Genomic DNA, 26,272 nt, shown 5'->3' on the forward strand with positions numbered 1-26,272 from the left:
CTGCCACCCCTTCCGACAAAGGACATATCATGACGATCAAGCTTGGCAGCCTTGCGGCTGACCTCACCAAGGAACGCGACGGCGAATGGATCGAGCCGAAAGAATGGCACGGCCTCAACCCGGAAAAGCCGATGGAACTGACGTCGCTTCCGGGCCTCGCTTTCCATGTCCGCTCCACCAACTACCCGCCCTATGTGACGGCGCGACAGGCTGAGCTTGAACGCCTGAAAAAGGACTATCCAAAGGACGATGTGCCTGCCGATATTGCGGCGCAGATCGAGGGAAAGCTTGCGGTTGAGCATCTGCTTCTGGGCTGGCGTGGCCTCGACGTCACCTATTCGCCAGAAGTTGCAGCCACGGTCACGGCGGCGGAAGAGCATCGGGTGCTTCGCTCGATGATCTATTGGTGCGCCGGCCGTGTCGGCAAGCGCAACGTCGAATTCGTCAAGGATGCGGCAAAAAACTCCGAAGGGCCTTCCGCTGGCGTCTGACCGGTGAAGGCCCGAACAACTGGTTAAAGAAGCTGGCTGCCGAAAACCCGGCAGAAGCGCAGTTCATCAAGGTCCAGGCTCGACCGGACGAAGCGAAGGCCGAACTCTGGCACGATTTCTACTGGCGGGCCTTCGAGGCGCTGCGCTTTGACCGCCAATATGGCGCGTTCGGCGGCGAGACTGCGATCTCGTTTCTTGCCATCGACGCCTATGCGCGCCGCTACTGTATCGAGGGCGAAGCCTTCGACCGGTTCCTCACCTTCATGACCGCAATCGATGCCGAATGGCTGCAATTCGTGGCCGAAGAGGCGAAGAAAAGGGAGGCTGACAAGTGACAGTTCAACTTTCCAGCCTCCGCGTCATGGCGGAGATGGATGCCTCGAAATATGTCGCGGGGATGAATGCCAAGGCGGCTGCCGACAAGGTGGGCGCTGCAGGCAGTGCGGCAGTCGGACAGGCTGTCGCCGCTACTGATGCCAAGATCAGCACGTCCGGCGACGTGCTGGCGCGGCTGTCACGACAGTATGTTGAAGGCTACCGCTCGGAAGAGCAGTTCCAGCGCGGTCTGCGTCAGCTCGGACGTGCGCTGGATTCCGGCAAGGCGACGATGGCGCAGGCCGATGCCATTCTTGCCGGCATGAACAAGCGTTTCGGCATGACTGCAAATGCCACCGATCTGGCTGAACAAGGCTATCATTCGCTGTCGCAGGCAGTTGCTGCCTTCAATACACGTCTGGCCGCCCAGACCATAGCGGCCAATCAGGCCGCCTCGGCAACGCAGCGGCTTGCTAGTGTGAACATGAACAGGTCAGCGACTGGTTTGCAGTTCGGCTCAGGCTTTGCCACGGCCAACATTGCCGCGCAGTTCCAGGATATCGCTGTTACCTCGGCGATGGGGATGAGCCCACTGCAGATTGCCCTGCAGCAGGGTACGCAGTTGCAAGCGGTGCTTGGCCCCATGGGGGCGGCCGGTGCGGTTCGCACCTTGGGCTCGGCATTCCTATCGCTGATCAGCCCGGTCAGCCTTGTCACGCTCGGCCTGACCGGTCTGACCGCTGCGGCCATCCAGTATTTTTTCAACTCGGAAGAGGATATTTCGAACGTCAACGAACTGCTGAAGCAGCACGGCGATCTGATTGCCAGCCTGAAGGACAGGTATGGCGAGGCGGCCGAGGGCGCCCAAGGCTATATCGCCGAAACCCGCGCAATGGAGGCTGCCCGTAAGGCTGCTGCAGCTGAAGACTTTGGCGGTGCCCTGCGAGGTTCGGCAACATCATTGTTGCGCGATCTGCTTGGGCGGTCGGCGAGCGAGTTCGGCCCGGCCACGCCTCTCTTTGCTGATATGCGCGCTTCAGTCGATGAGTTGGAGCGTTCAATCGCGGCGGGCACGCCGAAGGTCAAAGAGTTCATCGACACATGGTCGAAGTTCCAGATCGACCCAAGAGCGACGGAAGATCAGCGCGCCTTGGCCCGGTCAATCGTCGAAAGCCAGGATGCAATCGACGGCCTGTCCGCTCAGAAAGCGCTGGGCGAGATCGATTCACTCGGTGAGGCCGCGACCCGCAACGCCAAGCGGTTTACTGATTTCCGGAAAGAGATCGACGCGCTCAACAAGATCGCATTGCCGTCGCTCAGCGATCGTGAACAGGCCTTGGAAAGCTACCGCCGCGCAACGGCCAAGGCTTCCGGCCGTGAGGCAAAAGACGATGCTTTTGCAGCCTATCAGGATGCGCTGCGCCGCATCGAAAACCGGGAAGCCGGTGCGAATGTGCCGATCCCGACGCCGCGGCCAGAAGATATAGATCGCTTTGATGCGTTCTGGGATACCTCGCTGAAAGGCTTGGGCTCATTCACCCGAGCCGCACCGCAATTCGCCAGTTCGGCGCAGTCAGTGGCGGGCAGCATCATCAATGTCAGCGAGGCGATGCGCTCGGCCAAACTTGACGGCATTTCCGAGTTTATCGCGCGGAATGAGGAGCTTTCTGCGGCAAAGGCGCGGCTGGATGATCTGAAATCCGCAGCCGAAGGTTTTTCGCTCGGGAGCGTGATTGCCGGCGACGCTGGGCTGATCCGTGATGCAGAAGCCGCGCTGGACGGCGTGACGCGCTCTTTGTCGGGTGCCAGCATTTCCTCGCAGCAGGTGAAGGCGGCGATCGAGGATGCGCGAGCGAGCCTTATCGCGACCGGAGCCACGGAAGCGGAGGTCAATCGTGTTCTCAACCGCTTTGTCGCTCTGCAGGTCGAAACACGGCGCGCGGAATCACATGTCGATAGCCTGTCGAAAGCCATAAAGAGCATTCCCGACCGAACTGTCACAATCACCATCAAGACGGTAAATGCAGGCGGCGGTGCGTCCCGCTCCGATTATGACGTGCCGAGCGCCGGCGGCGCCAGCAGCACGGTCGGCGTGACGCGCTATGGCGGGACCGGTTTCGAGAACGGCTTTTCCCAGACACAATATGACGTCGGCGGTGGCAAGACGGTGAACGTCTTCAGATCGGAACACAAGTCACCGGTCATCACCTCCAATGTGCCGGTCACGGCCGAGATGTACCAGGAAGCCTATCGCAAGAACCGGGCGGAGACTGGGAATCCATATCCTCCGGTCGTTCGCGGCTTCGCATCAGGCGGCTTCATCCATCCTGGCGACACTCAGAAGGTGGAGTTTTTCAAGAGCCCGGAGGAAGCGGTTGGCATCTTCCGCCGTGACCAGATGGGCGCGATCGGCAACGCATTGTCGCCGGCCGGTTCGACGCGGGAGCATGATCGCGTCTACACGACGCTGCTCAACATCGAGGGAAATACCCGCAAGACCTTCGGTGCATTGGAAGACATGGACGGCGCGGCGTCTTCCTTTGCACGGTCATCGTCCGGCGGATCGTCATCGGGTGCAGCCGATCGGACACGAGATGACGCCGCCTGGCTGGCTGCCTATGAGGCGGCGCGGGCGAATTATGCAGCCTTGGGGGCAAGCAGCCGGCTCGGTATCGATGCGCTCGCCATGGGGCCACGCCAGATCGCCAATTACGCTGTTTATGGCAATGTTCGCGGCATGGGCTTCGCGACGGGCGGCTTTATCTCGCCTGGCGATACGCAACGCGTCGAGTTCTTCAAGCGACCTGATGAGGCCGTGGGCGTGTTCACGCCAGAACAGCGCAGGGCGGTGTCGGACGCGATGAGCGGCGGCGATCAGCGTCCGATCGAGGTCAATATCAATCTCAACGTCACGACGCAGAGCGATGGACGTCTGTCACCGCAGAGCCGGGCAGAGATGTCGCAAGCTGCTGCCCGTGGCGTCAATGCAGGCATGAGGGCCTACCATGGTCGATAATGTCATCCTGTCGGAGCGGGTCGCGCTCGGCTTCCGTGGCGGGCCGACCTTCTCAACTGACAAGGTTTCGGCGATCACCGGTCGGGAACGGCGTTTGCAGAACCGTGCAATTGCCATACACCGCTATAGTTGGTCTCAAGAAAATCGGAAGCGCGACCTGATCGACGAGTTGCGCGGTTTCTGGTTCGACCGCCGCGGCGACCTCAAGGCGTGGCTCTTGAAGGACTGGGCGGATTTCTCCGCGGTTAGCGAACCGCTGGGTATCGGTGACGGCACGGCCACCGATTTCCAGATCGTCAAGACCTATTCGGCTGGCGTCAATCCCTACGTGCGCGTGATCCGGCACATCAAAGCCGGCACGCTGACCGTGTTTCTGGACGACCTGCCACAGACGGAAACCACGCATTACACGGTGGGGGCAACCGGCCTGATCAGCTTCGTCTCCGCGCCGAGCGTCGGCCAGGTCGTCACCGCCTCCTTCGAATTCTACGTGCCAGTGCGGTTTGATGGTGACGAGTTCATGGCCTCGATCCCGTTCGCCACGCCTCAGCTTTTGAACGTGGATGATATTCAGGCCGTCGAGGTGATCCCGTGAGGTCGTGGTCACCGACCCTCACCGCCATGCTGGCCGGCGAAGAGGTCACGCGCTGCTACCTGATCGAGTTGGATAACGGCATCACGCCCATTGTCCGGCTCACCAATCATGATGCGACAATGACCGTTGGCGCGGATGTGTTCGAAGCTTCACCAGGCTTCGACGTGACGCGGATCTCGATACAAAATGGCGGCAACCCGGCCGGGCTCGATATCGCGCTGCCGTTCGACGGAGACGGCCCGATCTATACCGATCATGTCAAGGCTGGTGCCTGGCGCGGTGCAACCGTCACAGTCTGGATTGCCGATTTCACCAATCCGGTCGACCGTGAGGTCATCGTTCAGGGCTTCATCGGCCTGACCGATTATACCGACCGTCTGGCTGGCAGGATCGAGGTCGTCACCAAGGCCGATGCATTGGCCGATCTCGTGTTGCTGACCGTTCAGACAAAATGCCCGTTCGAATTCGGCGGACCTCGCTGCGGCGTCAACCTGGCGCCCTATACGGTAACCGGCACGGTTGCGACCGTGATCAGCCGCAGCCGGTTCACCATCACGGTATCGAATCCATCCGGGCTCAACTTCCTGCATGGCTCGATCACCTTCACGTCAGGGGCCAATGCCGGGGCGAAACGTCAGGTCAGGAACTGGATTGCAGGCACAGGCATGGTGGAGCTGGTGACCGGCTTTCCGTTCGATATCGAGCCGGGTGATGCATTCAGCATCCATGCCGGGTGTGCCCTGACGCGACCGGCATGCGCCTTCTACAACAACGAAAACCGGTTCGGCGGCTTCGACAAGACGCCGGGTGACATGCTGGGTGCAGGCTGATGTCGTCGGTCTGGTTTGCCCAAGGCATCGGCTTCAAGAAGCCGTCATGGGGCGGTTTTGCCGTCAGTGCGCCACCTGTAGAGGAGCCCGCGGCCCCGTCGCCGGCGCAACCCTTTGCCGGGAAGGCGCTGGGAAGGCAGATCCCGATCGTCATCGGGACGGGCAAGGTTGACGGCATCCCGGTCATCGGTGGGGCCCGTACCGTCTCCAAGGTCACCGGCTATGAAACCGTGCCGGCCGAATGGAATGGCCTGACCTCCGGTTTCGGCCCCAGCACAAAGCAGGTGCCGATCACCACGACTGAAACCGTGGCGGCGCTCGGCTATCTGCTGGCCTACGATCCGTTCGAGCGCGGCTATGAGCTCGTGCGGCTCGAGGTCGATGACGAGGTCGTGTTCGATGCTGAAAATGGCATCGGTGCCAGTGAGACGTTCCGGTTTTATGGCGGCCGGCAGACGACGGTCGATCCCATTGCAGCCGGGGTCATCGGAGTGAATGCGGGGTCCTGGCAGAATTTCGTCATGATCTATCTGGACGGCTATGAGGCCGACCAGGCACCCAGCGTCAAGGCGGTGACCTCCAATGCGGCGACGGCCAGCGGTGGAAATCAGGTGGTCGCATGGACCGGACAAGCGCCCAGTTCCATGGACCAGTATTCCGCCGGGTATCAGTCCGCCTATGATCCTATCGACGGCGTGATCTACCAGCTGCTCACCGGGACCGAGATCGCGGGCATTTCATCGGTCTATCTGGTTGTTCTGGACATCGAGACGCATTCCGAACGCTATCGCGTCCCGCTGGCGGATTCATCGGATTATGTGAGCGGCACGCCGTTTGCCCAGGCCTTGCCAGGATCGGGATATCTCGTTGTTCGGCTGGCGGTCGGTTCCGAAGCTGCGTCACCCACAAGGGTCTATGACACGCTGACCGGCGAGATCGTAGCTGAATGGCGCGAGGATGCCAGCGAGTCCATTGATTGGGTCGAAAGTGCCCGGTTCGAAAACAAATGGCTCATGGCTGGGTTTGACCGTGATGCCAGCGGTGGTTTCAGTGGCATATTCGCAGTCAACGATCTGACGGCCGGGACGATAGAGGCGACGCGGCTCAGTTCATTCGGCTTCATCCAAGCATCGGTTGGCCGGTCGCTGAGTGGAAGCCAGTCGTTTTTCGTCGCGCGGTCTGATGGCGTCCATGAAGTCACCTTTGATGGTGACCAGTGGGCAACCGATATCGTCTTCACCCCGAACGGGACGTTGACGGGTCTCCATTATGACTCTCAAACCGGATACCTGATCGTTGCCGAGACGATCGGTGGCACGCACAACATTCGATATGTCAATGTCGATACCGGTGCGATCCTCAATAACCTGACGCCGGCCGTGCCGTATTTCTTTGGCGAAAACACCTACACCAAGAACCTATTCCCGCGCTCGGGCAGCGTGCTCATGTTCGACGGTGGGTCGGACGTGTATCGGCTGGACATTGCGGCACGGTCGATCAGCCTGTTTGCGGATAACGATCTCTCTGGCTTCAACATCGGATTCTTCGATCAGAGCCGCTTTTCTCATATTCATGGCTTCGGGGATACGAAGTGGACGGTGTACGCGCTGCCCAACACCATCCCCGGCGCGATCTCTCTGCAGTCGATGCTCACCGACATCATGTCGCTGGGCGGCTACAGCCCCGACGAACTGATCTTCGAAGGGTTCTCCGGGCTCACCGTCTACGGCTACGTCTTCCACAATGACGGGCCGATCCGCTCGGCGGTGCAGGCACTCGCCGACATCTACAATTTTAGCTTTTCGGACACCGGCTCGGGCTTCTACTTCAAGAAGGCGCCGACCGACGGCGGTTTCGTCGCCGATGCAGCGCTGACGCTGGATGATCTCGTGCCCGGCAAGGATGCTGCGGTCGAAACAACCGACGAGGCTGACATAAGGACGCCGGCCAGACTTGAACTGGAATACATCTCCAAGGAGGGCGGCTATCAGGCAATGCCGGTATCCTTCACCATGCCGGCAATCACCAATTCGCAAACGGCGGTGAAGCTATCGACACCGCTGGTTCTGCCCGATGCAGATGCGGCGCGGTTCGTCGCGGAAAAGTTCTTCGATCTCCAGCAGAGGCGGCGGGAGCATTCGTTCTCGGTAACGGGCAAGCCGACATTCGTGCCGGGTGATGTGCTTACGGTGCCGAGCGGGTCTACCACATTCACCGTCCAGGTCGAAAGCGTGGTGCTGGATCCGCGCTCCATGGTGCTGGAGATCGAGGCGCGCGACTTCCAGATCGATGTTTCGACGACCGTTGAAGCGGTATCGTTGACGCCATTCGGTCTCGCCACGGTCACGCTGCAGACGCAGTATATCCACCTCGATATCCCGCTGGTCCGGTATTCCGATGACCTCGGCGGGGCCGGGCTGGTGCAGTATGGCGTCATAGCGGCTCGCGGGCAGGACAACTGGGGCGGTGGCGTCCTCTATCGGGGAGAGACGGCAAGCGGGCTCACGGCACAGATAGATCAGGCACCGCACGATGGTCTCATTGCCATCTGCACCACGGCCTTGCCGGCGCCGGCGGCGCTGTTCTGCAGCGATGAGGTTTCAACCGTCACCGTTCGCCCAGTGAGCGGTGATATCGCGCTGCTGGTCAGCAAGACGGAAGCGGAAGTGCTGGAGGGGGCGAACCTCGCCTGGATCGGCAGGGACGGCCGCTGGGAGGGCATCGGCTTCAGAATCGTCACTGATAACGGCGACGGCACCTATACGCTGTCGGGCCTGACGGTGCGCGGCTATCGCGGCAGCGAAGTCCATGCCGGAAGTCATGTGGCAGGGGATTACTTCATCCTTCATTCGCCGGATTGGGTCCATCGGCTCAACCATCCGGTCAGCGACCTCGACCAGACCCGCTATTACAAGGCGATCGGGCTCAATGCCGATCCGGCCGGCGGTGTTGTCCTGCCGCATGTGGTTTCGGGCGCTGCGGAGACGCCTTATGCGCCGGTCAACCTTTCGGCGCAGATCAGCGGATCGGATATCGTGCTTGGCTGGGATCACCGTTCGCGGCGTTCCGCATGGGAGTTCTTCGAAAGCAGCCCGGACAGCGGCGAAGCCAGCCTGTCGTTCGAGATCGACATCATAGACGGGTCGACAGTGAAACGCACGCTGACCGCCGCGACCAATGCGAAGACCTATGCCGCAGCCGACATCACCGCCGATTGGGGCACGATGCCCGCCAGCCTGAAATTTCGCGTCCATCAGATCAGCGCTGCGGTCGGTCGCGGCGCCATGGCCGAGAAAACCGCCACGCTTTAGGGGCCATCAATGACAATTGAGCAGAAGATACCGCAATCGGTCCCGGTTGCGACAGGACAGGTGTCGAATGGCGTCACCACCATCAACAACCGCGACAACCGGATCGAGAGTGCCGCTTTCGGTTTCGTCAGCAAGGCGCTTACCGGCACGTCTGGCTCTCTGACCTCGGCCGAGTTTTGGGAGGGCTCGTATTTCCTTCTGACCGGGACACCTTCAGGCGCATTCACGCTCTCGGTTCCAGCGGAAGAACGCGGGCCTTTCACGGTATTCAATGACACCGGCCAGCCCGTCACGGTGCAGATCGCCGGGCAGAGCCTAACGGCGCCAATCGCCGCCGCCGGCACAACGGCGCAGCTCGTGTCCGACGGCGTCAATGTGCGCCGTGCCGCCGTGTCGGGATCGGGGATCGCCAATATCGCGGCAATGAGCCAGGCCGCTTACGACGCGCTCGTCACGCCTGACGCCCAAACACTCCACGTCATCATCTGAACGAAAGGACCGCTCTCATGAGCTTTTCGACCTATTGCGCCAAGGCGCTGCTCAACAGCCTGTTCGGCAAGACCTCCGATTTCGGTGCGCTTGCAGTCGCACCGACCATCTATGTCGCGCTGTCCAGCACGGCGCCGGCTGAGGATGGAACGGGTGTCACCGAACCATCAACCGGCAGCTATGCGCGTGTCGCCACTGCGGCGGTGGATTGGGCAGCGGCAACCACGGCCGATCCGAGTGTTGTCGCCAACGCCAATGCCGTGACGTTTCCGACCGCGACGGCCGACTGGCTGGCCGGAGCCAATCTCACGCATTTCGCGCTGTATGACGCCGCCACGCTCGGCAACATGATCGGGGCCGGCGCGCTCACCGTGGCGAAGCCGGTGCTGAATGGCGATCCGGCCGAGTTCGCCGCTGGCGCTCTCACCATCAGCCTGGATTAAACCATGCCGTTGCGCGTAGGCGGTCAGCCGGTCAAGGCGCTTTATCTCGGCTCGACACCGGTTAAAGCGCTGTATCTCGGTGCCACGAAGATATGGCCGGAGGATTCGTCTGGCACGATGGAGGGCACGCTTGCCGCTCTGTCTGGCCTGTCCGGTGGCATGGCCGTCACGCGCAAGCTGGAAGCTGCGATTGCGGCGGCCAGTGCAGTATCTGGAACACTCGGCATCAGGCGCGGCTTTGCCGGTGCGCTTCCCGCGTCGTCGGCCCTGCAGGGCAATCTCCGGGCAGGCGGATTTGCCGGTGACATGGCGTCCAGTGCGGCTCTGGCGGGTGGCCTATCGGTCAAACGTGCCGTGGCAGGCGCAGTGGACAGCCTGTCGACCTTCTCGGGCGCTCCAACGATCACAAGGCGGTTTGCTGGTGCGGTCGCTGGCGTATCCGCAATGGCCGGCGATCTGTCGATCGAAACGCCGGTCGGTTACCGATATCTTCGGGTCCGTGTCACGGCCAATGACGGCGCTAACCAGAGCCGTATTACCGAACTTTATTGGGCGGAAACAGCCGGAGGTCCATCGGTTGCGACGGGCGGTTTGGCTTCTGGCAGTACCGAACTATTGGGAGCCACCAACGCATTCGACGGCAATACATCCTCGACGTCGTGGCTGTCTGCCAATGTCGCGCCTCCGCACTGGCTGCAATACGATCTCGGCACCGGAAATTCCGCCGCACCAGTTGAGCTTAGGATGGTGGCTCGTCAAGGTAACGGTTTCACTGTTTTTTCACAGGCACCGAAAGACTTCACCATTGAGGGCTCGAATGACGGTGCGGCGTGGGATGTGTTGCGATCTGTCACGGGCCAGACCGCATGGGGAGTTGGCGAAGAAAGAACTTTTTCGCTTTAATCCGATTGGGCTAGCACCCTTCCATCACTGTATGTGATCTCGGCTGGTGTGTAATACCAAAGGGCTGACATCACACCGAGTGCGACGCCAGTCAGTAGATAGAGTGCTGGTATAACGATCCTGTCCATCGCAGCTTCGGAATTACTTCAAAGGAAAATGGCGAGCCCAGCAGTTCCAATGCGGGGAGCTCGCCATTCTCGTGCGCCGGCTCGGGGTTCAAGCCTTAATGGCGCTCGAAGTATTAGACAGGATCCGGTACCGACTCAAGTTTGCCTTGAAGGAATGTCCACTGTCCGCCCACCCAAGTGCCGACAGCGATGACGCTCGTGATGACCACGGCCGTGATGATGCCCAGCAAGATCGTATACTCGACCATTGCCGCGCCATCTTCATCGTCGCGGAAGCGCTTCGCGATATCAAGTACCTTACGCATAAGGAAAACCCCCTTTTACAATTCACCCGACGAAACCTCTCGTCGTGGTGAATTAATTCTTAACGCTTGCTCGCTGTCAAACGGTTTTAACAAAGGGTTAACTTTGTTCGACTTGGCACGGGAAAGCTAACCGCCTGATCGCAAACGGATTTCGGCGTTTTAACCATGTCGCGAATTACTTCGGAAGAGGTAGGCTTAACCCGGCCTAAGCAGAGAATTTCTTTAATACTCGGTATACCCGCGAAGAATGAAGGCCGAGTGCCTTCGCGATCTGGTTCGCGGTCATCCCGGCCCTAAGCATGGCTTGCGCCTCTCCCAGCCATTCCGGGGCAGGGGCCGGCAATAGCCGGTTGTCGCGCTTGACGCTGGCGACGTGGCGATGCACGGCCGATTTAGCTACAGCCGTGGCATCTGCGATTTGTTGGATCGAGGCGCCGGCGCGGCGCATCTCTATCATGCGCGTGATGACGCTGGCCGGCACTACGGGCCGGCCACGCGCCGGCATGTCGTCTGAAATGGTTCTCACCTGAACCTCGGCCTGTAGGAGACGCGCACGAGGTGACGCGGCGTACCAGCCGGGCGAGGTCCGATGTGACCTGTGGCGACAATCGCGCTGCGGCTCGCCAGTTCCCCGCCACAGCGATCGTAGTCCATGCGGGCCGCCTCCTGCGCGGCCTCAATTGCCCTGCGAAAACGGATGGGCGACTCGATCAACCTGTTATCGGGGCCGGAGGTCATGGCCCGATACCATGCGGTTTCACCGTCAAGGCGAGGGGCAGAGCCGAAATTGTATTCGCGCACGCGAATGTCGAAACGGTCGGGAGTGTTCATCGTCGTTCCCTTCAATTCTTGAACATACCGATAAGATCGGAAGCCATGCGCTTGTCGAGGGCGCATTCTCCGAGCAAGAAGGGCTGGATTTCACGCTCTGCCTGCTCCTGGCCGGTCTTCAAGAGCAACCCGGCGAGGAACCATGTCTGTTTGCCGGTAGCCGGAACCATTGAACGGTTAGCGGCGCGGTCCAGAACTTTGACGATTTCTTTCTGGGTGAAGGTTTCGAAGATCATCTGAGGTTTCCTCATTGCCACCTAATGGCCAATTCCCTTAGGCGATAAAAACAATATAGGGAAATCGACAGGAAAGATCAAGCGAGAAAATAAAGGAAACCGAACATGACCCTGCTATCGAACTGGCGGGCGGTGCTGACGCGCGCCTGGTCCGTCCGTCTCATCATCATTGCCGCGCTGCTGTCTGGCGGTGAAGTCGCGCTGCCGATGCTGGAAGGCATCATCGATCTTCCGTCCGGTGTGTTCGCTGCAGCGTCCGGCTTTGTCGCTGCGGCTGCGCTCCTTGCCCGCGTCGTGGCGCAAGAGGGTTTGTCGAAGGAGCCGAAGGAATGAGCGCCCGCGCGCGTAAGGCGCTGGCCAGCGGTGCCATCATCGGTCTGGTCGCTATGACAGCGACCTATTTGACCGAGCCATGGGAAGGCACCGTCAACAAAGCCTATTGGGATCGGCTCGGCAGCGTCTGGACGATCTGCACGGGTGAAACCCTGAGCGTGAAGCCCGGCATGGTGAAGACCGATGCCGAGTGCAAGGAAATGCTGCTGGAGCGGCTGGAGAATGATTTTCACCAGCCGTTGACCCGATGCATTCGAGGCTTCGACAAAGCTCCTCTCGGCTGGCAGGGAGCCATGCTGGACGAGGCCTACAATATTGGCGTCGGTGCGGCGTGCTCGTCTACCGCCGCCAAACGGGCGCGAGCCGGCGATTTCAAGGGCTCCTGCCATGCAATGACGTGGTTCAACCGCGCCGGCGGCAAGGTCATCCTTGGCCTCAAGAAGCGCCGTGAGTTCGGCGATGCAAACCGGATGGGCGAGCTCGAACTGTGCCTGGAGGGGCTGCGGTGATGGCTGGGACCCGCAAGAAAGCCTCCTATGTCGGCGTGCCGGCGGTCTTCAAGCTCGACCTTGCCTGCATGCATCTGAACGAAGCCTATGGCGAGGCCTTCGGCTGCTACCTCGTCGGCAGTGCGATCGAGCGCCCCGACTGGCGCGACGTCGATGTGGTCATGATCCTCGATGATGAGGCCTTCCAGCGGGAGTTTCCGCAGGCTGATCTACGTGTATTCGAGCATGACCTGAAATGGCTGCTCCACACGGTGGCAATCTCCGACTGGCTGAAGGCGCAGACTGACCTGCCGATCGACTTTAAGTTCCAGCCGCAGACGTGGGCGAACGAGAGGCACAAAGGCATGCGCCACGCGCTCGGCATGCGGGCCGTCAGGAGCGAAGATTGATGCTCGGTCAACTCCGCCTCATCCTCGCCGGGCTGATCCTGGTTGCCTTCCTTGCTCTCGGCATCGTCGCGCTCTGGTATCGCGGCCAGGCCTTTGATGCGCGCGCCGCTGCGGCGAAAGCCAGTGCAGCGCTGGAAACGGCAGAAGCCGTCAACAAGGCCCAGCAAGCCGCAATCGGCCGCCTGCGTGCCGAAGCAGAGCGCAATGACAGGCTAACGGCCGAACTGGCGAAGAAGCTGGCCGATGCCAACGCCGAACTGCTTGACCTCACCGAATCCCGAAACGAACTGGAAGACGCCGATGAAACCGTTCGCGATTACCTGCGCGCTCCTGTCCCTGATGCTCTTCGCAGGTTGTACGACCGTTGATCCGCGCGTCGTGGTCCAGACAGAGATTGTGCGGGAAAAGGTTCCTGATGCGCTTATCCAGCCCTGTCTCAAGCAATGGCGCAAGAAGGGCGGGCCGGCCACGACGGAAGATTTTGTGAAGCGTGGCGACGCGAACGAAGACGCTTTGCGCCGCTGCGCCGCTCAGATCGACGGCATTCGCGAATGGAGCGAGGCGCAGCCTTAAAGCGGGCCGGGTAGCTGTTGGAGCAGCGCCCGACTGACCACCAATGATCAATGCGGGATCACCGATGGCTGGCAAAGTGCATAGCCCGGCAATGGTTCCCTTTTCCTTACAGTGCAACATCAGAAGGGCCGGGGCGCCATGAACGAAGCTGATATTCGCCGGATCGTGGCGGAAACAGTCACGGAAACACTCACCCGCATCGGGATCGAGGCGGATGATCCTCTGGAGGCTCAGAAGGATTTCCAGCATCTGCGAAGCTGGCGAACATCGACCGAAACCATCAAGCGCCAATCCCTCATGACCGCGATCGGTATTGTCACGGCAGGCGTCCTCGGCCTGATCTGGATGGCAGTCAAAGGCCAAGCACAATAACCAGCGAAAGGAGCACGCATGACCAAGCACCATCCTCCCGGCAAGGTCATCACCCGCCGCCTTTATGTGCGGCCGAAAAGGTGCAGCTTAATCCGGAATTAACCACGACGCCGCATTCTGATCGTGGTGGAATGTATCGAGTACCATCCCGCCCTGACCAGGTGGCTCAGGTAACAGGCCCGTCGCTTCACCCGAGGCGTCGGGCCTTTTTCATTGGCGGGAGCTCGCCTCACCTTGACGGCAATGGGCATTTGTTCCTAATTCGTTCTCGTCATGCCGGACCCGTATTGGCCAAAGAAAAACGACTACCCGCTCTCTCGTCTCAACGAGGGTGGCATCCGGCTTGTCCGAGTGACGTGCCGATATTGCAAGCGCTCGCACAACTACCGGCCGGACGATCTGATCCAGATATTCGGCGACATGGACACCGACGATCTCGCTCGGCGCATGAAGTGCGAGCAGGGCCATACTGGGCTGATGAGCGTCGAATCGTTCTCGCCAACCGGCAAGGAAGCGGTCGGCCTCCGCATCCGTCGCCTGGTAGCGATCAAGATCCAGCGCATACCGATTTGGCGGGAAGATTAGACGAGGGCAGTTTCAACTTTGCCGGTTTTTGCCGACAATTAGCCTCGGCGGAAATTCGAAACGTCCATTGATCTCGCTGGGCTTTGTACCGGCCTGTCACACCGGAGATTTAACCGCCGCGCCACCCTAAAAAAGTGGGACTATTTCTGTGGAAAACATGGGTAAAACCGGCGAAATTGGGCGGTCCCACTTTTCGCTAAGGGCTTGAAAATCAACAAGAGACAAGCTCCCATCCAGCCCACCATTTCCTGATTTCAGTATGTTGAGTGCTCTGGGGAGTATCTCCCTTTGCCGGGTTGCGCGCACTCGTGGAATATCGACCTGTCACGGCCTATCTAGCATGATGCAGGCTCGACTGGAGATGACCGATGCAACGATCCCTGATTCTGACAGTCCTTACGATAGCGATCGCTGGTTGCCAGACGGTTCCCCAAACGGTTCCCCAAGCATCGAGCTATCGCTGGAATTGCAACGACAAGCCCTTCGAGGCCGGCCTGTGCGATCAGCCGACCAATTGGCGCCTCAGCGACTTCATGGTTCAGCGCTAAAGGCGACGATCTGCCACGCAGTCGTGATTGGAGCAAAGGCGTGGCGCCGTCTATAGGCTATCCGCAGGTGAAAAAGGTTTGAAACAGCGGAAAAACATGGCGTTGGATGTAGGGTATTTCAGTGCGATCGGGGCCGGGGCGCTCTCTTTCCTTTCGCCCTGCGTGCTGCCGCTGGTGCCGCCCTATCTGTGCTATATGGCTGGTGTTTCGGTCGATGATTTTCGCGCCGGTGCAAATCGTACGGTCAAGGCCGGCACGCGCAATGCCCTGCTGGTGACATCTCTCGCCTTCGTTCTTGGCTTTTCCACGGTGTTCGTTGCGCTGGGGGCCGGGGCCTCTACCATCGGGCGCCTGCTGCGGGTGTGGCAGGAGCCGCTCGCCATGGCGGCAGGCGTGCTCATCATCCTGATGGGGTTGAATTTTCTGGGTGTCCTGAAAATCCCCTTTCTTTCGCGTGAGGCGCGCTTCCAATCGCAAGGGAAGCCAGCAAGCACGACCGCGGCCTATGTGATGGGGCTTGCCTTTGCCTTTGGCTGGACGCCCTGCATCGGACCGGTGCTCGGGCCTATCCTGACGCTTGCCGGCGGACGCGAAACCGTGAGCGAGGGGGCCCTGCTGCTTGCCGCTTATTCGCTTGGGCTCGGCATCCCGTTTCTGTTGGCAGCGTTGTTTTCTGGCGCTTTCATGCGGTTTCTCGGCCGGTTCCGCGTGCATCTTAGTCGCGTCGAAAAGGCGATCGGCGCGCTGCTGGTGCTGGCAGGTGTGTTCTTCCTCACAGGCGGCATCCAAAGCGCGTCTTACTGGCTGCTTGAGACCTTCCCTGTCCTTGGCACGCTCGGCTAGGGTGTGTAACAGAAGCAGGCTCCGAAATTCGGCCGCATTGGTCCGCGAAGCCGCCAATGCTAGAACTGCGCGATTCTTCCATTTCCGGAAACCGTCATGACCGAAAGATCCTGCCTGTCTATCATCCTTGCCGCCGGTGAAGGCACGCGCATGAAAAGCGCGACGCCCAAGGTGTTGCACAAGATCGCCGGCCTGCCGATGCTCGCCCATGTGGCGAAGGCCGCCCGACATGCCGGTGGTGGAGACCTGTCGATGGTGATCGGATATGGCGCCGACAAGCTACGCCAGGCGATTTCCGATCTTGCCGTCGATGCCGAGACCTTCGTCCAGGAGCAGCGGCTTGGCACTGCGCATGCCGTTCTGGCAGCCAGGTCCGCCATCAAGCGTGGCTATGACGACATCCTGGTGATGTTCGGCGATACGCCGCTCATTGAAGCCGAGGCACTGATGGCAGCGCGGGCGAAGCTGGCGCAGGGCGCGGCGGTGGTCGTCATGGGCTTTCGTACCGACAATCCGTCCGGCTACGGCCGGCTGATCGAGCAGGGTGGCGAACTGGTTGCCATTCGCGAGGACAAGGACTGCTCGGAAGAAGAGCGGCGCATCAATTTCTGCAATAGCGGCCTTATGGCCATTGCCGGGCGCCACGCATTGGAAATGCTCGACAGGATCGGCAATGCCAATGCCAAGGGCGAGTATTATCTCACCGATGTCGTGGAGATCGCGCAAAAGGCCGGGCTGAAGGTAGTCGCGACCGAGGCAAGCTTCGAAAATGCGCTCGGCATCAACAATCGTGCCGAACTCGCGCAGGCTGAGGCGATCTGGCAAAAACGTGCACGCCGCAGGATGATGCTGGCCGGCGTCACATTGATTGCGCCCGAAACGGTGTTCTTCTCGTATGATACCGAGATCGGACCTGAGACGATCGTGGAGCCCAATGTATGGTTTGGTCCGGGCGTCAAGGTGGCGGAAGGCGCGAATATCCACGCATTCTGCCATCTTGAAGGTGCAAGTGTCGGCCCCGGTGCGGATGTCGGCCCCTTTGCGCGGCTGCGGCCGGGGGCCGACTTAAAGGAAAAGGCCAAGGTCGGCAATTTCTGCGAAGTCAAAAAGGCCACAGTGGAGGCCGGTGCCAAGGTCAATCACCTGACCTATATCGGCGATGCGCGTATCGGCGCTGGCGCCAATATCGGTGCTGGCACCATTACCTGCAATTATGACGGCTATTCCAAATTCTTCACCGATATCGGAGCGGGCGCCTTCATAGGCTCGAATTCGGCTCTGGTGGCGCCGGTGACCATTGGCGACGGCGCTTATGTCGCATCCGGCAGCGTGATCACCGAAAATGTTCCTGACGATTCACTCGCCTTTGGCCGGGCACGCCAGAAGACCCTGCCAGAAAGGGCGCGGATATTGCGCACGCAGCGCGCTAAAGCGGCCAAGAAGTAGATATTTGGCCTTATTGTCGTTTTGATAGTCTTTCGGCTGATATGAAACGATACTGAAAGTGACTTTCGCACGGCCGCTTAGCAAACTAGATAGCGTCCGGGATGCTGGTGGGAATCAGGGCAAATAGACCATGTGTGGAATTGTAGCGATTGTCGGCCGTAAACCGGTTGCGCCGTTGATAGTCGATGCGTTGAAGCGGCTTGAATATCGCGGATATGATTCCGCAGGCGTCGCCACTGTCGAAGGCGAAGAGCTTGGCCGGCGGCGGGCGGAAGGCAAGCTGGTCAATCTGGAGAAGCGGCTTCAAGCTGAGCCGCTTGATGGCACGATCGGCATTGGTCACACCCGCTGGGCAACACACGGCGTTCCCAACGAAACCAACGCGCATCCGCATTTTTCCGATGGTGTGGCGGTTGTCCATAACGGCATCATCGAGAACTTCGCCGAATTGCGCAGCGAATTGGTCGCCGATGGTTACGCGTTCGCCTCGCAGACCGACACCGAAGTGGTGGCGCATCTGGTTTCGCGCGAGATTGCGCGCGGGGCCGATCCTGTAACGGCGGCGCACAAGACGCTGAAGCGGTTGCAGGGCGCGTTTGCGCTGGCGATCATGTTTCGCGGCAACGACAATCTCATCGTCGGCGCCCGCAATGGGCCGCCGCTGGCGGTCGGTCACGGCGAAGGCGAAATGTTCCTCGGCTCGGATGCGATCGCGCTTGCCCCTTTCACCAATTCCGTCACCTATCTGGAGGACGGCGACTGGGCAGTCGTGCGGCGCGACGAGATCGCCATTTTCGACATTGAGGGCAACCCGGTCGAGCGCAAGCGGCAGCAGTCGCTAAGCACCAGTTTTATGGTCGACAAAGGCAATCATCGCCATTTCATGGAAAAGGAAATCCATGAGCAGCCGGAGGTGATTTCGCATACTCTGGCGCATTATCTCGACTTTGGTGCCGGCGTTTCCAAGCCGCTCGATCTGCCCTTCGACTTTGCCAAGCTTGACCGGTTGTCGATCTCGGCCTGCGGGACCGCCTATCTCAGCGGCGTCATCGGCAAATACTGGTTTGAGCGCCTGGCGCGCCTGCCGGTGGACATCGATATCGCTTCGGAGTTCCGCTATCGGGAAATGCCGATCGTCAAGAACAGCGCGGCTTTCTTCGTCTCGCAATCCGGTGAAACCGCCGACACGCTGGCTTCGCTGCGCTATTGCCGAAAGGCGGGGGTCCCGATCGGCGCGGTCGTCAATGTGCGCGAGTCGACCATCGCGCGTGAATCCGACGTGATCCTGCCGACACTGGCCGGCCCGGAGATCGGTGTGGCCTCAACCAAGGCCTTCACCTGCCAATTGTCGGTTCTCGCCTCGCTTGCCGTGCGCGCGGGCGTGGCACGTGGCACGATCTCGCCGGAACGGGAAAAGGTACTGGTTCGGGAGCTTTCGGAAGCGCCGCGCTATGCCAATCAGGTGCTGAAGCTCGACCAGCAGATCGAAAAGCTCGCGCGCGAACTTTCGTCCTACAAGCATGTGCTCTATCTCGGTCGCGACACCAACTATCCGCTGGCCATGGAAGGCGCGCTCAAGCTCAAGGAAATCTCCTATATCCACGCCGAAGGCTATGCCGCCGGTGAGCTGAAGCATGGCCCGATCGCCCTGATCGACGAGAATATGCCGGTCATCGTCATTGCACCGCATGACCGCATCTTTGAAAAGACCGTATCGAACATGCAGGAGGTTGCGGCACGTGGCGGCAAGGTGATCCTGATCACCGACAAGAAGGGTGCCGAGCAGGCAAGCCTCCAGACCATGGAAACGATCGTGCTGCCCGACATGCCGGAGATCATCACTCCCATCGTCTATGCGCTGCCGATCCAGATGCTGGCCTATTACACCGCCGTTTTCATGGGGACCGATGTCGACCAGCCGCGCAATCTCGCCAAATCGGTGACCGTCGAGTGATCCGACGGCGCCGGGCGGTTGCACCGCAGCGAATGCGTCTTATTTGATTGTTCTACTGTCAAATAGCTGCTCTACATAGAGCGTTGATTTGACTGAGCATCGAATGTCTGAAACTGCGGTCTCCATTTCCGGCATGGCAAGGATACGCAACTACTTCTTGACCGGAGTGGTGGTCTGCGCGCCGCTGGCCATCACCCTCTATATCGCCTGGTCCTTCATCGGCTGGGTTGATTCCTGGGTGAAACCTTATATTCCGGCGCGCTACAGTCCCGACACCTATCTGCCTTTCACCATCCCCGGCTTCGGGCTGATCGTGGCGCTGGTACTGACGACGCTGATAGGCTTTCTGACCGCGAATTTCGTTGGCCGCGCAGTCGTCGGCTTCGGGGAACGGCTCCTTGGGCGCATGCCTCTGGTGCGCGGTATCTATCGTTCGTTGAAGCAGATATTCGAGACGATACTTTCCAACAAGGGCGACATGTTCGACCAGGTCGGGCTGGTCGAATATCCTCGCAAGGGCGTGTGGTCGCTGGTTTTCATGGGTGGCGAAAAGGAAACCGAGATCAACGAGAAGCTGCATGTCGCCGACGACCCGTTGATTGGCGTCTTCATGCCCTGCACGCCCAATCCGACCACCGGTTTCCTCATGTATGTCCGGAAATCGGAGATCGTCCTGCTGGATATGACGATCGAAGAGGGGGCGCGGTTGATCGTGTCGGCCGGGCTGGTTGCGCCGGCGGTGAAAAAAACGCTCGTGGACGTCAATGGCGAGAAGGTTGAAATCGCCAATCCTGCGCTCGCGGCTGCGTCTCAACCGGCGCGAAGCAAGCGCACGGCCTCGTCCCGGCCGAACAGATAGAGAAGTAGCCTGATCGCTTCACCACGCTTGGTTTGCAGATCGGGGTCGCGCGCAAGCAACAGTCTGGCGTCATCGCGGGCGGTTTCCAGAAGATCGGCATGCATTTCGATACGCGCCACCTGGAAACCCTGCGTGCCGGACTGGCGGGTGCCCAGCAATTCGCCTTCGCCGCGCAGCTTCAAATCCTCCTCTGAGATGCGGAAACCGTCTTCCGTCTCGCGCATGACCGACAGGCGGCGCTTGGCGGTTTCGCCGAGCGGGTCCTGGTAGAGGAGCACGCAGGTCGAAGCCTTGGAGCCGCGTCCTACCCGGCCACGCAACTGATGAAGCTGGGCAAGCCCGAAGCGTTCAGCATGCTCGATGACGATGATGGTCGCGTCGGGGACATCGACGCCGACTTCGATTACCGTGGTGGCGATCAGGATGCGAGTTTCGCCTTCCTTGAAGGCGCGCATGGCCTCATCTTTGTCCGCGCCCTTCATGCGGCCATGAACGAGACCGAGCGCATTTCCGAAAACCGGTTTCAGCGAGGCAAAGCGGTCTTCCGCCGCCATCAGCTTGACCTCTTCGGATTCCTCGACCAGTGGGCAGATCCAGTAGATTTTCTGGCCATCCGCGACGGCATCGCGCATGCGCCCGATCAGTTCGTCCAATCGCTCCAGTGGCAGGGTGATGGTGCGGATCGGCTGGCGGCCAGCCGGCTTTTCTGTCAGGCGCGACACGTCCATGTCGCCAAAGGCCGTCAGCACCAATGTGCGCGGGATCGGCGTTGCCGTCATCACCAGCATATCGGGCGCCTCGCCCTTTGCGGTGATCGCCAGGCGCTGATGCACGCCGAAGCGATGTTGCTCGTCGATGACGGCCAGCGCCAGATCGCGGAAGCGCACCGTCTCCTGAAACAGCGCATGGGTGCCGACGACCAGATCGATCTCCCCGCTTTCAAGGCCTGCCAGAGTGTCGGCGCGCTCGCGGCCCTTTTCGCGCCCGGTCAATACTGCAGTGCGCAGACCGGCCTTGGCTGCAAGTGGTGCGATGGTCGCAAAATGCTGGCGGGCAAGGATTTCGGTCGGCGCCATCAGGGCTGCCTGACCGCCGGCCTCCACGGCGCGCGCCATGGCGAGCAAGGCCACCACCGTCTTGCCGGAACCGACATCGCCCTGAAGCAGTCGCAGCATGCGTTCAGGTCGTTGCAGATCGGCATCGATTTCGGCGAGTGCGTCGGTTTGCGAACAGGTGAGAGAATAGGGCAGGGCGTTGCGTATTGCGGTTATCTTTCGCCCGTCGCCGACAAGCGGTCTGCCGTGGGCGCGGCGCACGGTGGCGCGCACCAGCGCCAGCGAGATTTGCCCGGCCAGGAACTCGTCATAGGCAAGCCTGCGCCATGCCGCACTATCTGGCGAAACATCGAGCGGATCGGCGGGACTGTGCAGCCGGCGCAGCGCGTCCGCAAAGCCTGGAAAGCTCTGGCGGCGCGCCACATCCGTGTCGAGCCATTCCGGCAGAGCGGGAATGCGCTCCAGCGCCTGGCCGATGGCACGGCGCAACACCTTGCCCGAAAGGCCAGCGGTGAGCGGGTAGACCGGCTCGACCAGCGGCAGGCCGTCCGCATCACCGGCAAGCGCGATGTGATCGGGATGCACCATGCTCGGGCGGCCGTTGAACCACTCCATGCGCCCGCTGACGACAACCTCCGCTCCAACTGGCATGGATTTTTCCAGCCAGCCGGCATTGGCATGGAAAAAGGTGAGGGCGATCTCGCCGGTCTCGTCGAAGGCATAGACACGGTAGGGCACGGATCTGTTGCCGCGCGGTGGTGGCTGGTGGCGGTCGATGGTCACTTCCAGCGTGACAATGGCACCGTTTGGCGCCAGCGCGATTTCGGGCCGGTTGCGCCGGTCGATGACCGAATGCGGCAGCACGAAGATGAGATCGCAGGCGCGTGCCTTGCGGGCGGATATGTCGGCCGGAACGATCTTTTCGATCAGTTCGGCGATTTTCGGCCCGACGCCCGCAAGCGAGGTGATCGGCACAAACAGAGGGTCGAGCAGAGACGGGCGCATGACATGACTCTTAAGGCCAGTGTGACCATACGCAAGGCTGACATGCCGCATCATCCACGCTATATGCCCGGTTCGGCAATCAGGACACGGACCAAAATGACAGGAACGACACGATCAAGTGACGGGCTCGACGCTCGTCGGCGCAAACTCCTGTTCCGCTCCTGGCATCGCGGCATGCGTGAGATGGATCTGATTCTCGGCGGCTTCGCCGATAGCGCTATCCATGGACTGTCGGAGGCCGAACTGGACGAATATGAAGCCGTACTTGAGTTGCAGGATGCCGACCTGCTGTCATGGGTCACAGGCGAGCGCCCAGTTCCATCGACTCATGACACCGCAATGTTTCGCAAGATCCTGGCTGCGCGGCAGGGGATGAGTTTTTCCCGATGAACCTGATCAAATCGCTGGGCCTGCCGAAAGGCGGCAGCACCGGTCAATTCGTTGTCGACGGCGTGGCCGATGGTTACGAGGCGTTCGCGCTTGCACAGGCGGCGGCTGAAATTACACCGGACGGCCCGCTTGTCTTCGTCGCGCGTGATGGCCAGCGCCTGCCGGCGATCATCGAGGCACTCGCCTTTGTTGCACCTGGCCTGCCGGTGCTGGAATTCCCCGCATGGGACTGCCTGCCCTATGACCGTGTTTCACCGGGGTCGGAAGCTGCGGCGCGGCGTCTGGATGCGTTGGCTGCCATGGCTGCCCTGGCGAAGGAACCGCATCGTGCTGTCATCCTGACGACGGCAAATGCGCTTTTGCAGCGTATTCCGCCTGCCGAAGCGATCGAGGCTCAGACCTTCCGCGCCAAGCCGGGCAACCAGGTCGACATGAATGTGCTGGTGTCGCGGCTCGAAAATTCGGGTTTCGACCGGGTCTCGACCGTGCGCGATATCGGCGAATTCGCCGTTCGCGGCGGCATTCTCGATCTCTATGCCCCCGGTTCGGCCGAGGCGCTGCGGCTCGACTTCTTCGGCGATACGCTGGAATCGATCCGCGCCTTCGACGTCGCCACGCAGCGCACCACTGGCCAGCGCAATCTGGTCACGCTGCAGCCGATGAGCGAAGTGACCTTGACGCCGGATGCCATCAGCCGTTTCCGGCGCAGTTACATCGAAGCCTTCGGTGCGCCCTCGCGCGATGACGGGCTTTATGCGGCGATCAGCGAAGGCCGGCGCTTTGCCGGCATGGAGCATTGGCTGCCGTTCTTCTATGAGCGGCTGGAGACGCTGTTCGACTATCTGCCAGGCGTGCCGGTGGTGTTCGATCATCTGGCGCGCGAGGCGCTGGGCGAGCGTCACACGCTCATCCTCGACTATTACCAGGCACGCAAGGAGCAGGCGTCGGGTGCGCTGAAAGACGCTGTGCCCTACCAGCCTGTCCCGCCGGCGCAGATGTATCTTTCGCCAGACGATGTCTCGGCGGCGCTGCCGGATCGTATCGCGATCGAGTTCACCGGTTTCGATGCACCCGATCATGACGGCCGCAAGCTGTTGCGCGCTGGCGCGCATGCCGGCCGAGGTTTCGAGCTTGAGCGGGCTGATCCCAATATCAACGTGTTTGCCGCAGCCGTGACGCATATCAGCGAGATGCGCGCGGCCGGTCGGCGGGTAGTGATCGCCGGCTGGACGGAAGGCTCGCTCGATCGTCTGGCGCAAATCCTTGCCGAACATGAACTCGGCAATCTCAAGCCGGTCTCGACGCTGGCCGAGGTGGCAAAATTGGCGGCAGGACAGGCGGGTCTTGCTGTGCTGCCGCTTGAAGCAGGCTTTGAGACTGACAGTTTCGTCATCGTTGCCGAGCAGGACATTCTCGGCGACCGGCTGGTGCGGCGTTCAAAGAAACGCAAACGTGCATCCGACTTCATTGCGGAGGCAGCTTCGCTGTCTGCAGGCGACGTTGTGGTTCACGCCGACCATGGGATCGGCCGCTTCATCGGCCTGCGTACCATCGAGGCAGTTGGCGCGCCACATGACTGCCTGGAGATCCACTATGCCGGTGACGACCGGCTGTTTCTCCCGGTTGAAAATATCGAGCTTTTATCGCGCTATGGCTCCGATGCCACCGAAGCGACGCTCGACAAGCTGGGCGGCGGCGCCTGGCAATCGCGCAAGGCGCGGCTGAAAAAGCGCCTGCTCGAAATGGCAGGACAACTCATCCAGATCGCCGCCGAACGGCAATTGCGGGCGGCCCCGGCCTTCAATCCGCCGAACGGCGTTTATGACGAGTTCGCCGCGCGTTTCCCTTATGAGGAAACCGACGACCAGCAGCGGGCCATCGATTCCGTCATGGATGACCTGGCAGCTGGCAAGCCTATGGATCGTCTAATCTGTGGTGACGTCGGCTTTGGCAAGACCGAAGTGGCGCTGCGCGCCGCCTTCCTGGCGGCGATGGAAGGTTTCCAGGTCGCTGTGGTGGTGCCGACGACGCTGCTTTCGCGCCAGCATTTCAAGACCTTCTCGCAGCGTTTTTCCGGCCTGCCTCTGGTCGTGCGGCAGGCTTCCCGCCTTGTCGGATCGAAGGAGCTGGCGGAAACCAAGAAGGGACTGACCGAAGGCACGGTCGATATCGTCGTCGGCACGCATGCGCTGCTCGGCTCATCCATCTCCTTCAAGAATCTCGGCCTGCTGATCATCGACGAGGAGCAGCATTTCGGCGTCAAGCACAAGGAGCGGCTGAAGGAGCTGAAAAGCGACGTGCATGTGCTGACGCTGTCGGCAACGCCGATTCCGCGCACCCTGCAGCTTGCCTTGACGGGTGTGCGCGAACTGTCGTTGATCGCCACGCCGCCGGTCGACCGCATGGCGGTGCGCACCTTCATCTCGCCCTTCGATCCGCTGGTGATCCGCGAGACTCTGCTGCGTGAGCGCTATCGCGGCGGCCAGAGCTTCTATGTCGTGCCGCGCATTGCCGACCTTGGCGAAATCAAGGACTTCCTGCACGCTTCCGTACCGGAATTGAAGGTCGCGACAGCCCACGGCCAGATGGCGCCGGGCGAACTCGACGACATCATGAACGCCTTCTATGACGGCCAGTATGACGTGCTCCTGTCCACGACCATTGTGGAATCCGGCCTCGACATCCCGACCGCCAATACGCTGATTGTGCATCGAGCCGACATGTTCGGCCTCGCGCAGCTCTACCAGTTACGCGGGCGGGTAGGGCGCTCGAAACTGCGCGCCTATTCGCTGTTCACGCTGCCGGCAAACCGCAAGCTCACCGATACCGCCGACCGCCGGCTGAAGGTACTGCAATCGCTCGATACGCTGGGTGCTGGTTTCCAGCTTGCCAGCCACGACCTCGACATTCGCGGCGCCGGCAATCTCCTAGGCGAGGAACAGTCTGGCCATATCAAGGAGGTCGGTTTCGAGCTCTATCAGCAGATGCTCGAAGAGGCGGTGGCCGAGGTAAAGGACAGCGGCGAAGTGCAGGACAGCGGCTGGTCGCCGCAGATCACTGTCGGCACGGCGGTGATGATCCCGGACTCTTACGTGCCCGACCTGCAATTGCGCCTGGCGCTTTACCGCCGCCTGGGTGACCTCGAAACAGCGGAGGAGATCGACGGTTTCGCTGCCGAGATGATCGACCGCTTCGGACCGCTACCCGAGGAAGTCCAGCACCTTTTGAAGATCGTCTTCATCAAGTCGCTGTGCCGCCGGGCCAATGTCGAGAAACTGGATGCCGGGCCGAAGGGCGTGGTCCTCCATTTCCGCAACCGACAATTTGCCGACCCGGCGGGTCTGGTGCGCTTCATTGGCGAACAAGGTTCGCTTGCCAAAATCCGCCCCGACCAGAGCGTGGTGTTCATCCGCGACTGGCCGTCTGCGGAAAAGCGCATGGCAGGCGCCGCCGTGGTGATGACGCAACTCACCCGCCTGGTCGAAAAGGTGGCGGCTTAAAGCAATTCCAGGAAAAGT

At 60.7% G+C, this 26,272-nt stretch carries 28 protein-coding genes; 23 read left to right on the forward strand and 5 right to left on the reverse strand.

The annotated features are described in order from the left end of the window. Positions 1-29: 29 nt before the first annotated feature. The 9 genes from EET67_RS13915 (at position 30) to EET67_RS13955 (ending at position 10,393) form a co-directional block, all read left to right on the forward strand. On the forward strand, positions 30-491 hold the full coding sequence (locus EET67_RS13915) for a hypothetical protein (protein WP_128626786.1): 462 nt from the start codon (positions 30-32) through the stop codon (positions 489-491). Next, on the forward strand, positions 407-826 hold the full coding sequence (locus EET67_RS13920; RefSeq protein ID WP_128626787.1) for a phage tail assembly chaperone: 420 nt from the start codon (positions 407-409) through the stop codon (positions 824-826). Before EET67_RS13915 ends, EET67_RS13920 begins: the two co-directional genes overlap by 85 nt. Further along, positions 823-3,822, forward strand: a complete 3,000-nt coding sequence (locus EET67_RS13925; protein ID WP_128626788.1) for a phage tail length tape measure family protein — start codon at positions 823-825, stop codon at positions 3,820-3,822. Before EET67_RS13920 ends, EET67_RS13925 begins: the two co-directional genes overlap by 4 nt. Then, positions 3,812-4,417 (forward strand): DUF2460 domain-containing protein, encoded by a 606-nt coding sequence (locus EET67_RS13930; RefSeq protein WP_128626789.1) that lies wholly within the window; start codon positions 3,812-3,814, stop codon positions 4,415-4,417. The genes EET67_RS13925 and EET67_RS13930 overlap by 11 nt, the downstream gene beginning before the upstream one ends. Further along, positions 4,414-5,247, forward strand: a complete 834-nt coding sequence (locus EET67_RS13935) for a DUF2163 domain-containing protein (RefSeq protein ID WP_128626790.1) — start codon at positions 4,414-4,416, stop codon at positions 5,245-5,247. The genes EET67_RS13930 and EET67_RS13935 overlap by 4 nt, the downstream gene beginning before the upstream one ends. Then, positions 5,247-8,558, forward strand: a complete 3,312-nt coding sequence (locus EET67_RS13940; protein WP_128626791.1) for a phage tail protein — start codon at positions 5,247-5,249, stop codon at positions 8,556-8,558. Before EET67_RS13935 ends, EET67_RS13940 begins: the two co-directional genes overlap by 1 nt. Positions 8,559-8,567: 9 nt before the next feature. Continuing rightward, positions 8,568-9,047, forward strand: coding sequence for a phage upper tail fiber protein (locus EET67_RS13945; RefSeq protein WP_128626792.1), 480 nt, complete (start codon positions 8,568-8,570; stop codon positions 9,045-9,047). A gap of 17 nt (positions 9,048-9,064) precedes the next feature. Continuing rightward, the gene (locus tag EET67_RS13950) at positions 9,065-9,490 is read left to right on the forward strand and encodes a phage tail fiber protein (RefSeq protein WP_128626793.1); all 426 of its coding nucleotides are present in this window, start codon (positions 9,065-9,067) and stop codon (positions 9,488-9,490) included. 117 nt (positions 9,491-9,607) lie between these two features. Then, positions 9,608-10,393, forward strand: coding sequence for a discoidin domain-containing protein (locus EET67_RS13955; RefSeq protein WP_165899908.1), 786 nt, complete (start codon positions 9,608-9,610; stop codon positions 10,391-10,393). A gap of 241 nt (positions 10,394-10,634) precedes the next feature. Here the strand turns inward: EET67_RS13955 and EET67_RS13960 are convergent, their stop codons facing one another. The 4 genes from EET67_RS13960 to EET67_RS13975 all read right to left on the reverse strand — a co-directional run bounded on the left by EET67_RS13960 (position 10,635) and on the right by EET67_RS13975 (position 11,893). Beyond that, complete coding sequence (locus tag EET67_RS13960) at positions 10,635-10,826, reverse strand: Flp family type IVb pilin (RefSeq protein WP_128626795.1); 192 nt, start codon at positions 10,824-10,826, stop codon at positions 10,635-10,637. Positions 10,827-11,031: 205 nt separating this feature from the next. Next, positions 11,032-11,352 carry a helix-turn-helix domain-containing protein gene (locus tag EET67_RS13965; protein ID WP_128626796.1) on the reverse strand — a complete coding sequence of 107 codons (321 nt, stop codon included), beginning with the start codon at positions 11,350-11,352 and terminating at the stop codon, positions 11,032-11,034. Then, positions 11,349-11,657 (reverse strand): hypothetical protein, encoded by a 309-nt coding sequence (locus EET67_RS13970; RefSeq protein WP_128626797.1) that lies wholly within the window; start codon positions 11,655-11,657, stop codon positions 11,349-11,351. The genes EET67_RS13965 and EET67_RS13970 overlap by 4 nt, the downstream gene beginning before the upstream one ends. Positions 11,658-11,668: 11 nt before the next feature. After that, a complete protein-coding gene (locus tag EET67_RS13975) occupies positions 11,669-11,893 on the reverse strand; it encodes a hypothetical protein (RefSeq protein ID WP_128626798.1) in 225 nt (74 codons plus the stop codon). Positions 11,894-11,998: 105 nt separating this feature from the next. Here EET67_RS13975 and EET67_RS13980 point away from each other — a divergent pair, with 105 nt between their 5' ends. The 12 genes from EET67_RS13980 to EET67_RS14035 all read left to right on the forward strand — a co-directional run bounded on the left by EET67_RS13980 (position 11,999) and on the right by EET67_RS14035 (position 20,304). Then, the gene (locus EET67_RS13980; protein ID WP_128626799.1) at positions 11,999-12,226 is read left to right on the forward strand and encodes a DUF7940 domain-containing protein; all 228 of its coding nucleotides are present in this window, start codon (positions 11,999-12,001) and stop codon (positions 12,224-12,226) included. After that, a complete protein-coding gene (locus EET67_RS13985) occupies positions 12,223-12,735 on the forward strand; it encodes a lysozyme (protein WP_128626800.1) in 513 nt (170 codons plus the stop codon). Before EET67_RS13980 ends, EET67_RS13985 begins: the two co-directional genes overlap by 4 nt. Next, positions 12,735-13,124, forward strand: a complete 390-nt coding sequence (locus EET67_RS13990; RefSeq protein WP_128626801.1) for a hypothetical protein — start codon at positions 12,735-12,737, stop codon at positions 13,122-13,124. The genes EET67_RS13985 and EET67_RS13990 overlap by 1 nt, the downstream gene beginning before the upstream one ends. Next, on the forward strand, positions 13,124-13,492 hold the full coding sequence (locus EET67_RS13995; RefSeq protein WP_128626802.1) for a hypothetical protein: 369 nt from the start codon (positions 13,124-13,126) through the stop codon (positions 13,490-13,492). The genes EET67_RS13990 and EET67_RS13995 overlap by 1 nt, the downstream gene beginning before the upstream one ends. A gap of 10 nt (positions 13,493-13,502) precedes the next feature. Further along, positions 13,503-13,697 carry an Rz1-like lysis system protein LysC gene (gene lysC, locus EET67_RS14000; RefSeq protein WP_128626803.1) on the forward strand — a complete coding sequence of 65 codons (195 nt, stop codon included), beginning with the start codon at positions 13,503-13,505 and terminating at the stop codon, positions 13,695-13,697. Between the two features lie 138 nt (positions 13,698-13,835). Beyond that, positions 13,836-14,069 carry a hypothetical protein gene (locus EET67_RS14005; RefSeq protein ID WP_128626804.1) on the forward strand — a complete coding sequence of 78 codons (234 nt, stop codon included), beginning with the start codon at positions 13,836-13,838 and terminating at the stop codon, positions 14,067-14,069. Positions 14,070-14,342: 273 nt separating this feature from the next. Beyond that, positions 14,343-14,654 (forward strand): hypothetical protein, encoded by a 312-nt coding sequence (locus EET67_RS14010; RefSeq protein WP_128626805.1) that lies wholly within the window; start codon positions 14,343-14,345, stop codon positions 14,652-14,654. Between the two features lie 368 nt (positions 14,655-15,022). Further along, positions 15,023-15,202: a hypothetical protein gene (locus EET67_RS14015; RefSeq protein ID WP_128626806.1), complete on the forward strand. Its 180-nt coding sequence runs from the start codon at positions 15,023-15,025 to the stop codon at positions 15,200-15,202. 96 nt (positions 15,203-15,298) lie between these two features. Next, positions 15,299-16,045: a cytochrome c biogenesis CcdA family protein gene (locus EET67_RS14020; protein WP_128626807.1), complete on the forward strand. Its 747-nt coding sequence runs from the start codon at positions 15,299-15,301 to the stop codon at positions 16,043-16,045. Between the two features lie 96 nt (positions 16,046-16,141). Next, positions 16,142-17,491 (forward strand): bifunctional UDP-N-acetylglucosamine diphosphorylase/glucosamine-1-phosphate N-acetyltransferase GlmU, encoded by a 1,350-nt coding sequence (glmU, locus tag EET67_RS14025; protein ID WP_128626808.1) that lies wholly within the window; start codon positions 16,142-16,144, stop codon positions 17,489-17,491. 130 nt (positions 17,492-17,621) lie between these two features. Next, on the forward strand, positions 17,622-19,445 hold the full coding sequence (glmS, locus tag EET67_RS14030) for a glutamine--fructose-6-phosphate transaminase (isomerizing) (protein ID WP_128626809.1): 1,824 nt from the start codon (positions 17,622-17,624) through the stop codon (positions 19,443-19,445). A gap of 133 nt (positions 19,446-19,578) precedes the next feature. After that, positions 19,579-20,304 (forward strand): DUF502 domain-containing protein, encoded by a 726-nt coding sequence (locus EET67_RS14035; RefSeq protein WP_165899914.1) that lies wholly within the window; start codon positions 19,579-19,581, stop codon positions 20,302-20,304. Here EET67_RS14035 and recG read toward each other — a convergent pair. Continuing rightward, on the reverse strand, positions 20,256-22,364 hold the full coding sequence (recG, locus tag EET67_RS14040; protein WP_128626811.1) for an ATP-dependent DNA helicase RecG: 2,109 nt from the start codon (positions 22,362-22,364) through the stop codon (positions 20,256-20,258). The genes EET67_RS14035 and recG overlap by 49 nt on opposite strands. A 96-nt stretch (positions 22,365-22,460) precedes the next feature. Here recG and EET67_RS14045 point away from each other — a divergent pair, with 96 nt between their 5' ends. Together EET67_RS14045 and mfd are read left to right on the forward strand one after the other, a co-directional pair. Beyond that, a complete protein-coding gene (locus tag EET67_RS14045) occupies positions 22,461-22,754 on the forward strand; it encodes an FAD assembly factor SdhE (RefSeq protein ID WP_128626812.1) in 294 nt (97 codons plus the stop codon). Next, complete coding sequence (gene mfd, locus EET67_RS14050; protein WP_128626813.1) at positions 22,751-26,254, forward strand: transcription-repair coupling factor; 3,504 nt, start codon at positions 22,751-22,753, stop codon at positions 26,252-26,254. The genes EET67_RS14045 and mfd overlap by 4 nt, the downstream gene beginning before the upstream one ends. Positions 26,255-26,272: the final 18 nt, after the last annotated feature.

This window comes from Borborobacter arsenicus, from assembly GCF_003934165.1.
Taxonomy (GTDB): Bacteria; Pseudomonadota; Alphaproteobacteria; order Rhizobiales; family Rhizobiaceae; genus Pseudaminobacter; species Pseudaminobacter arsenicus.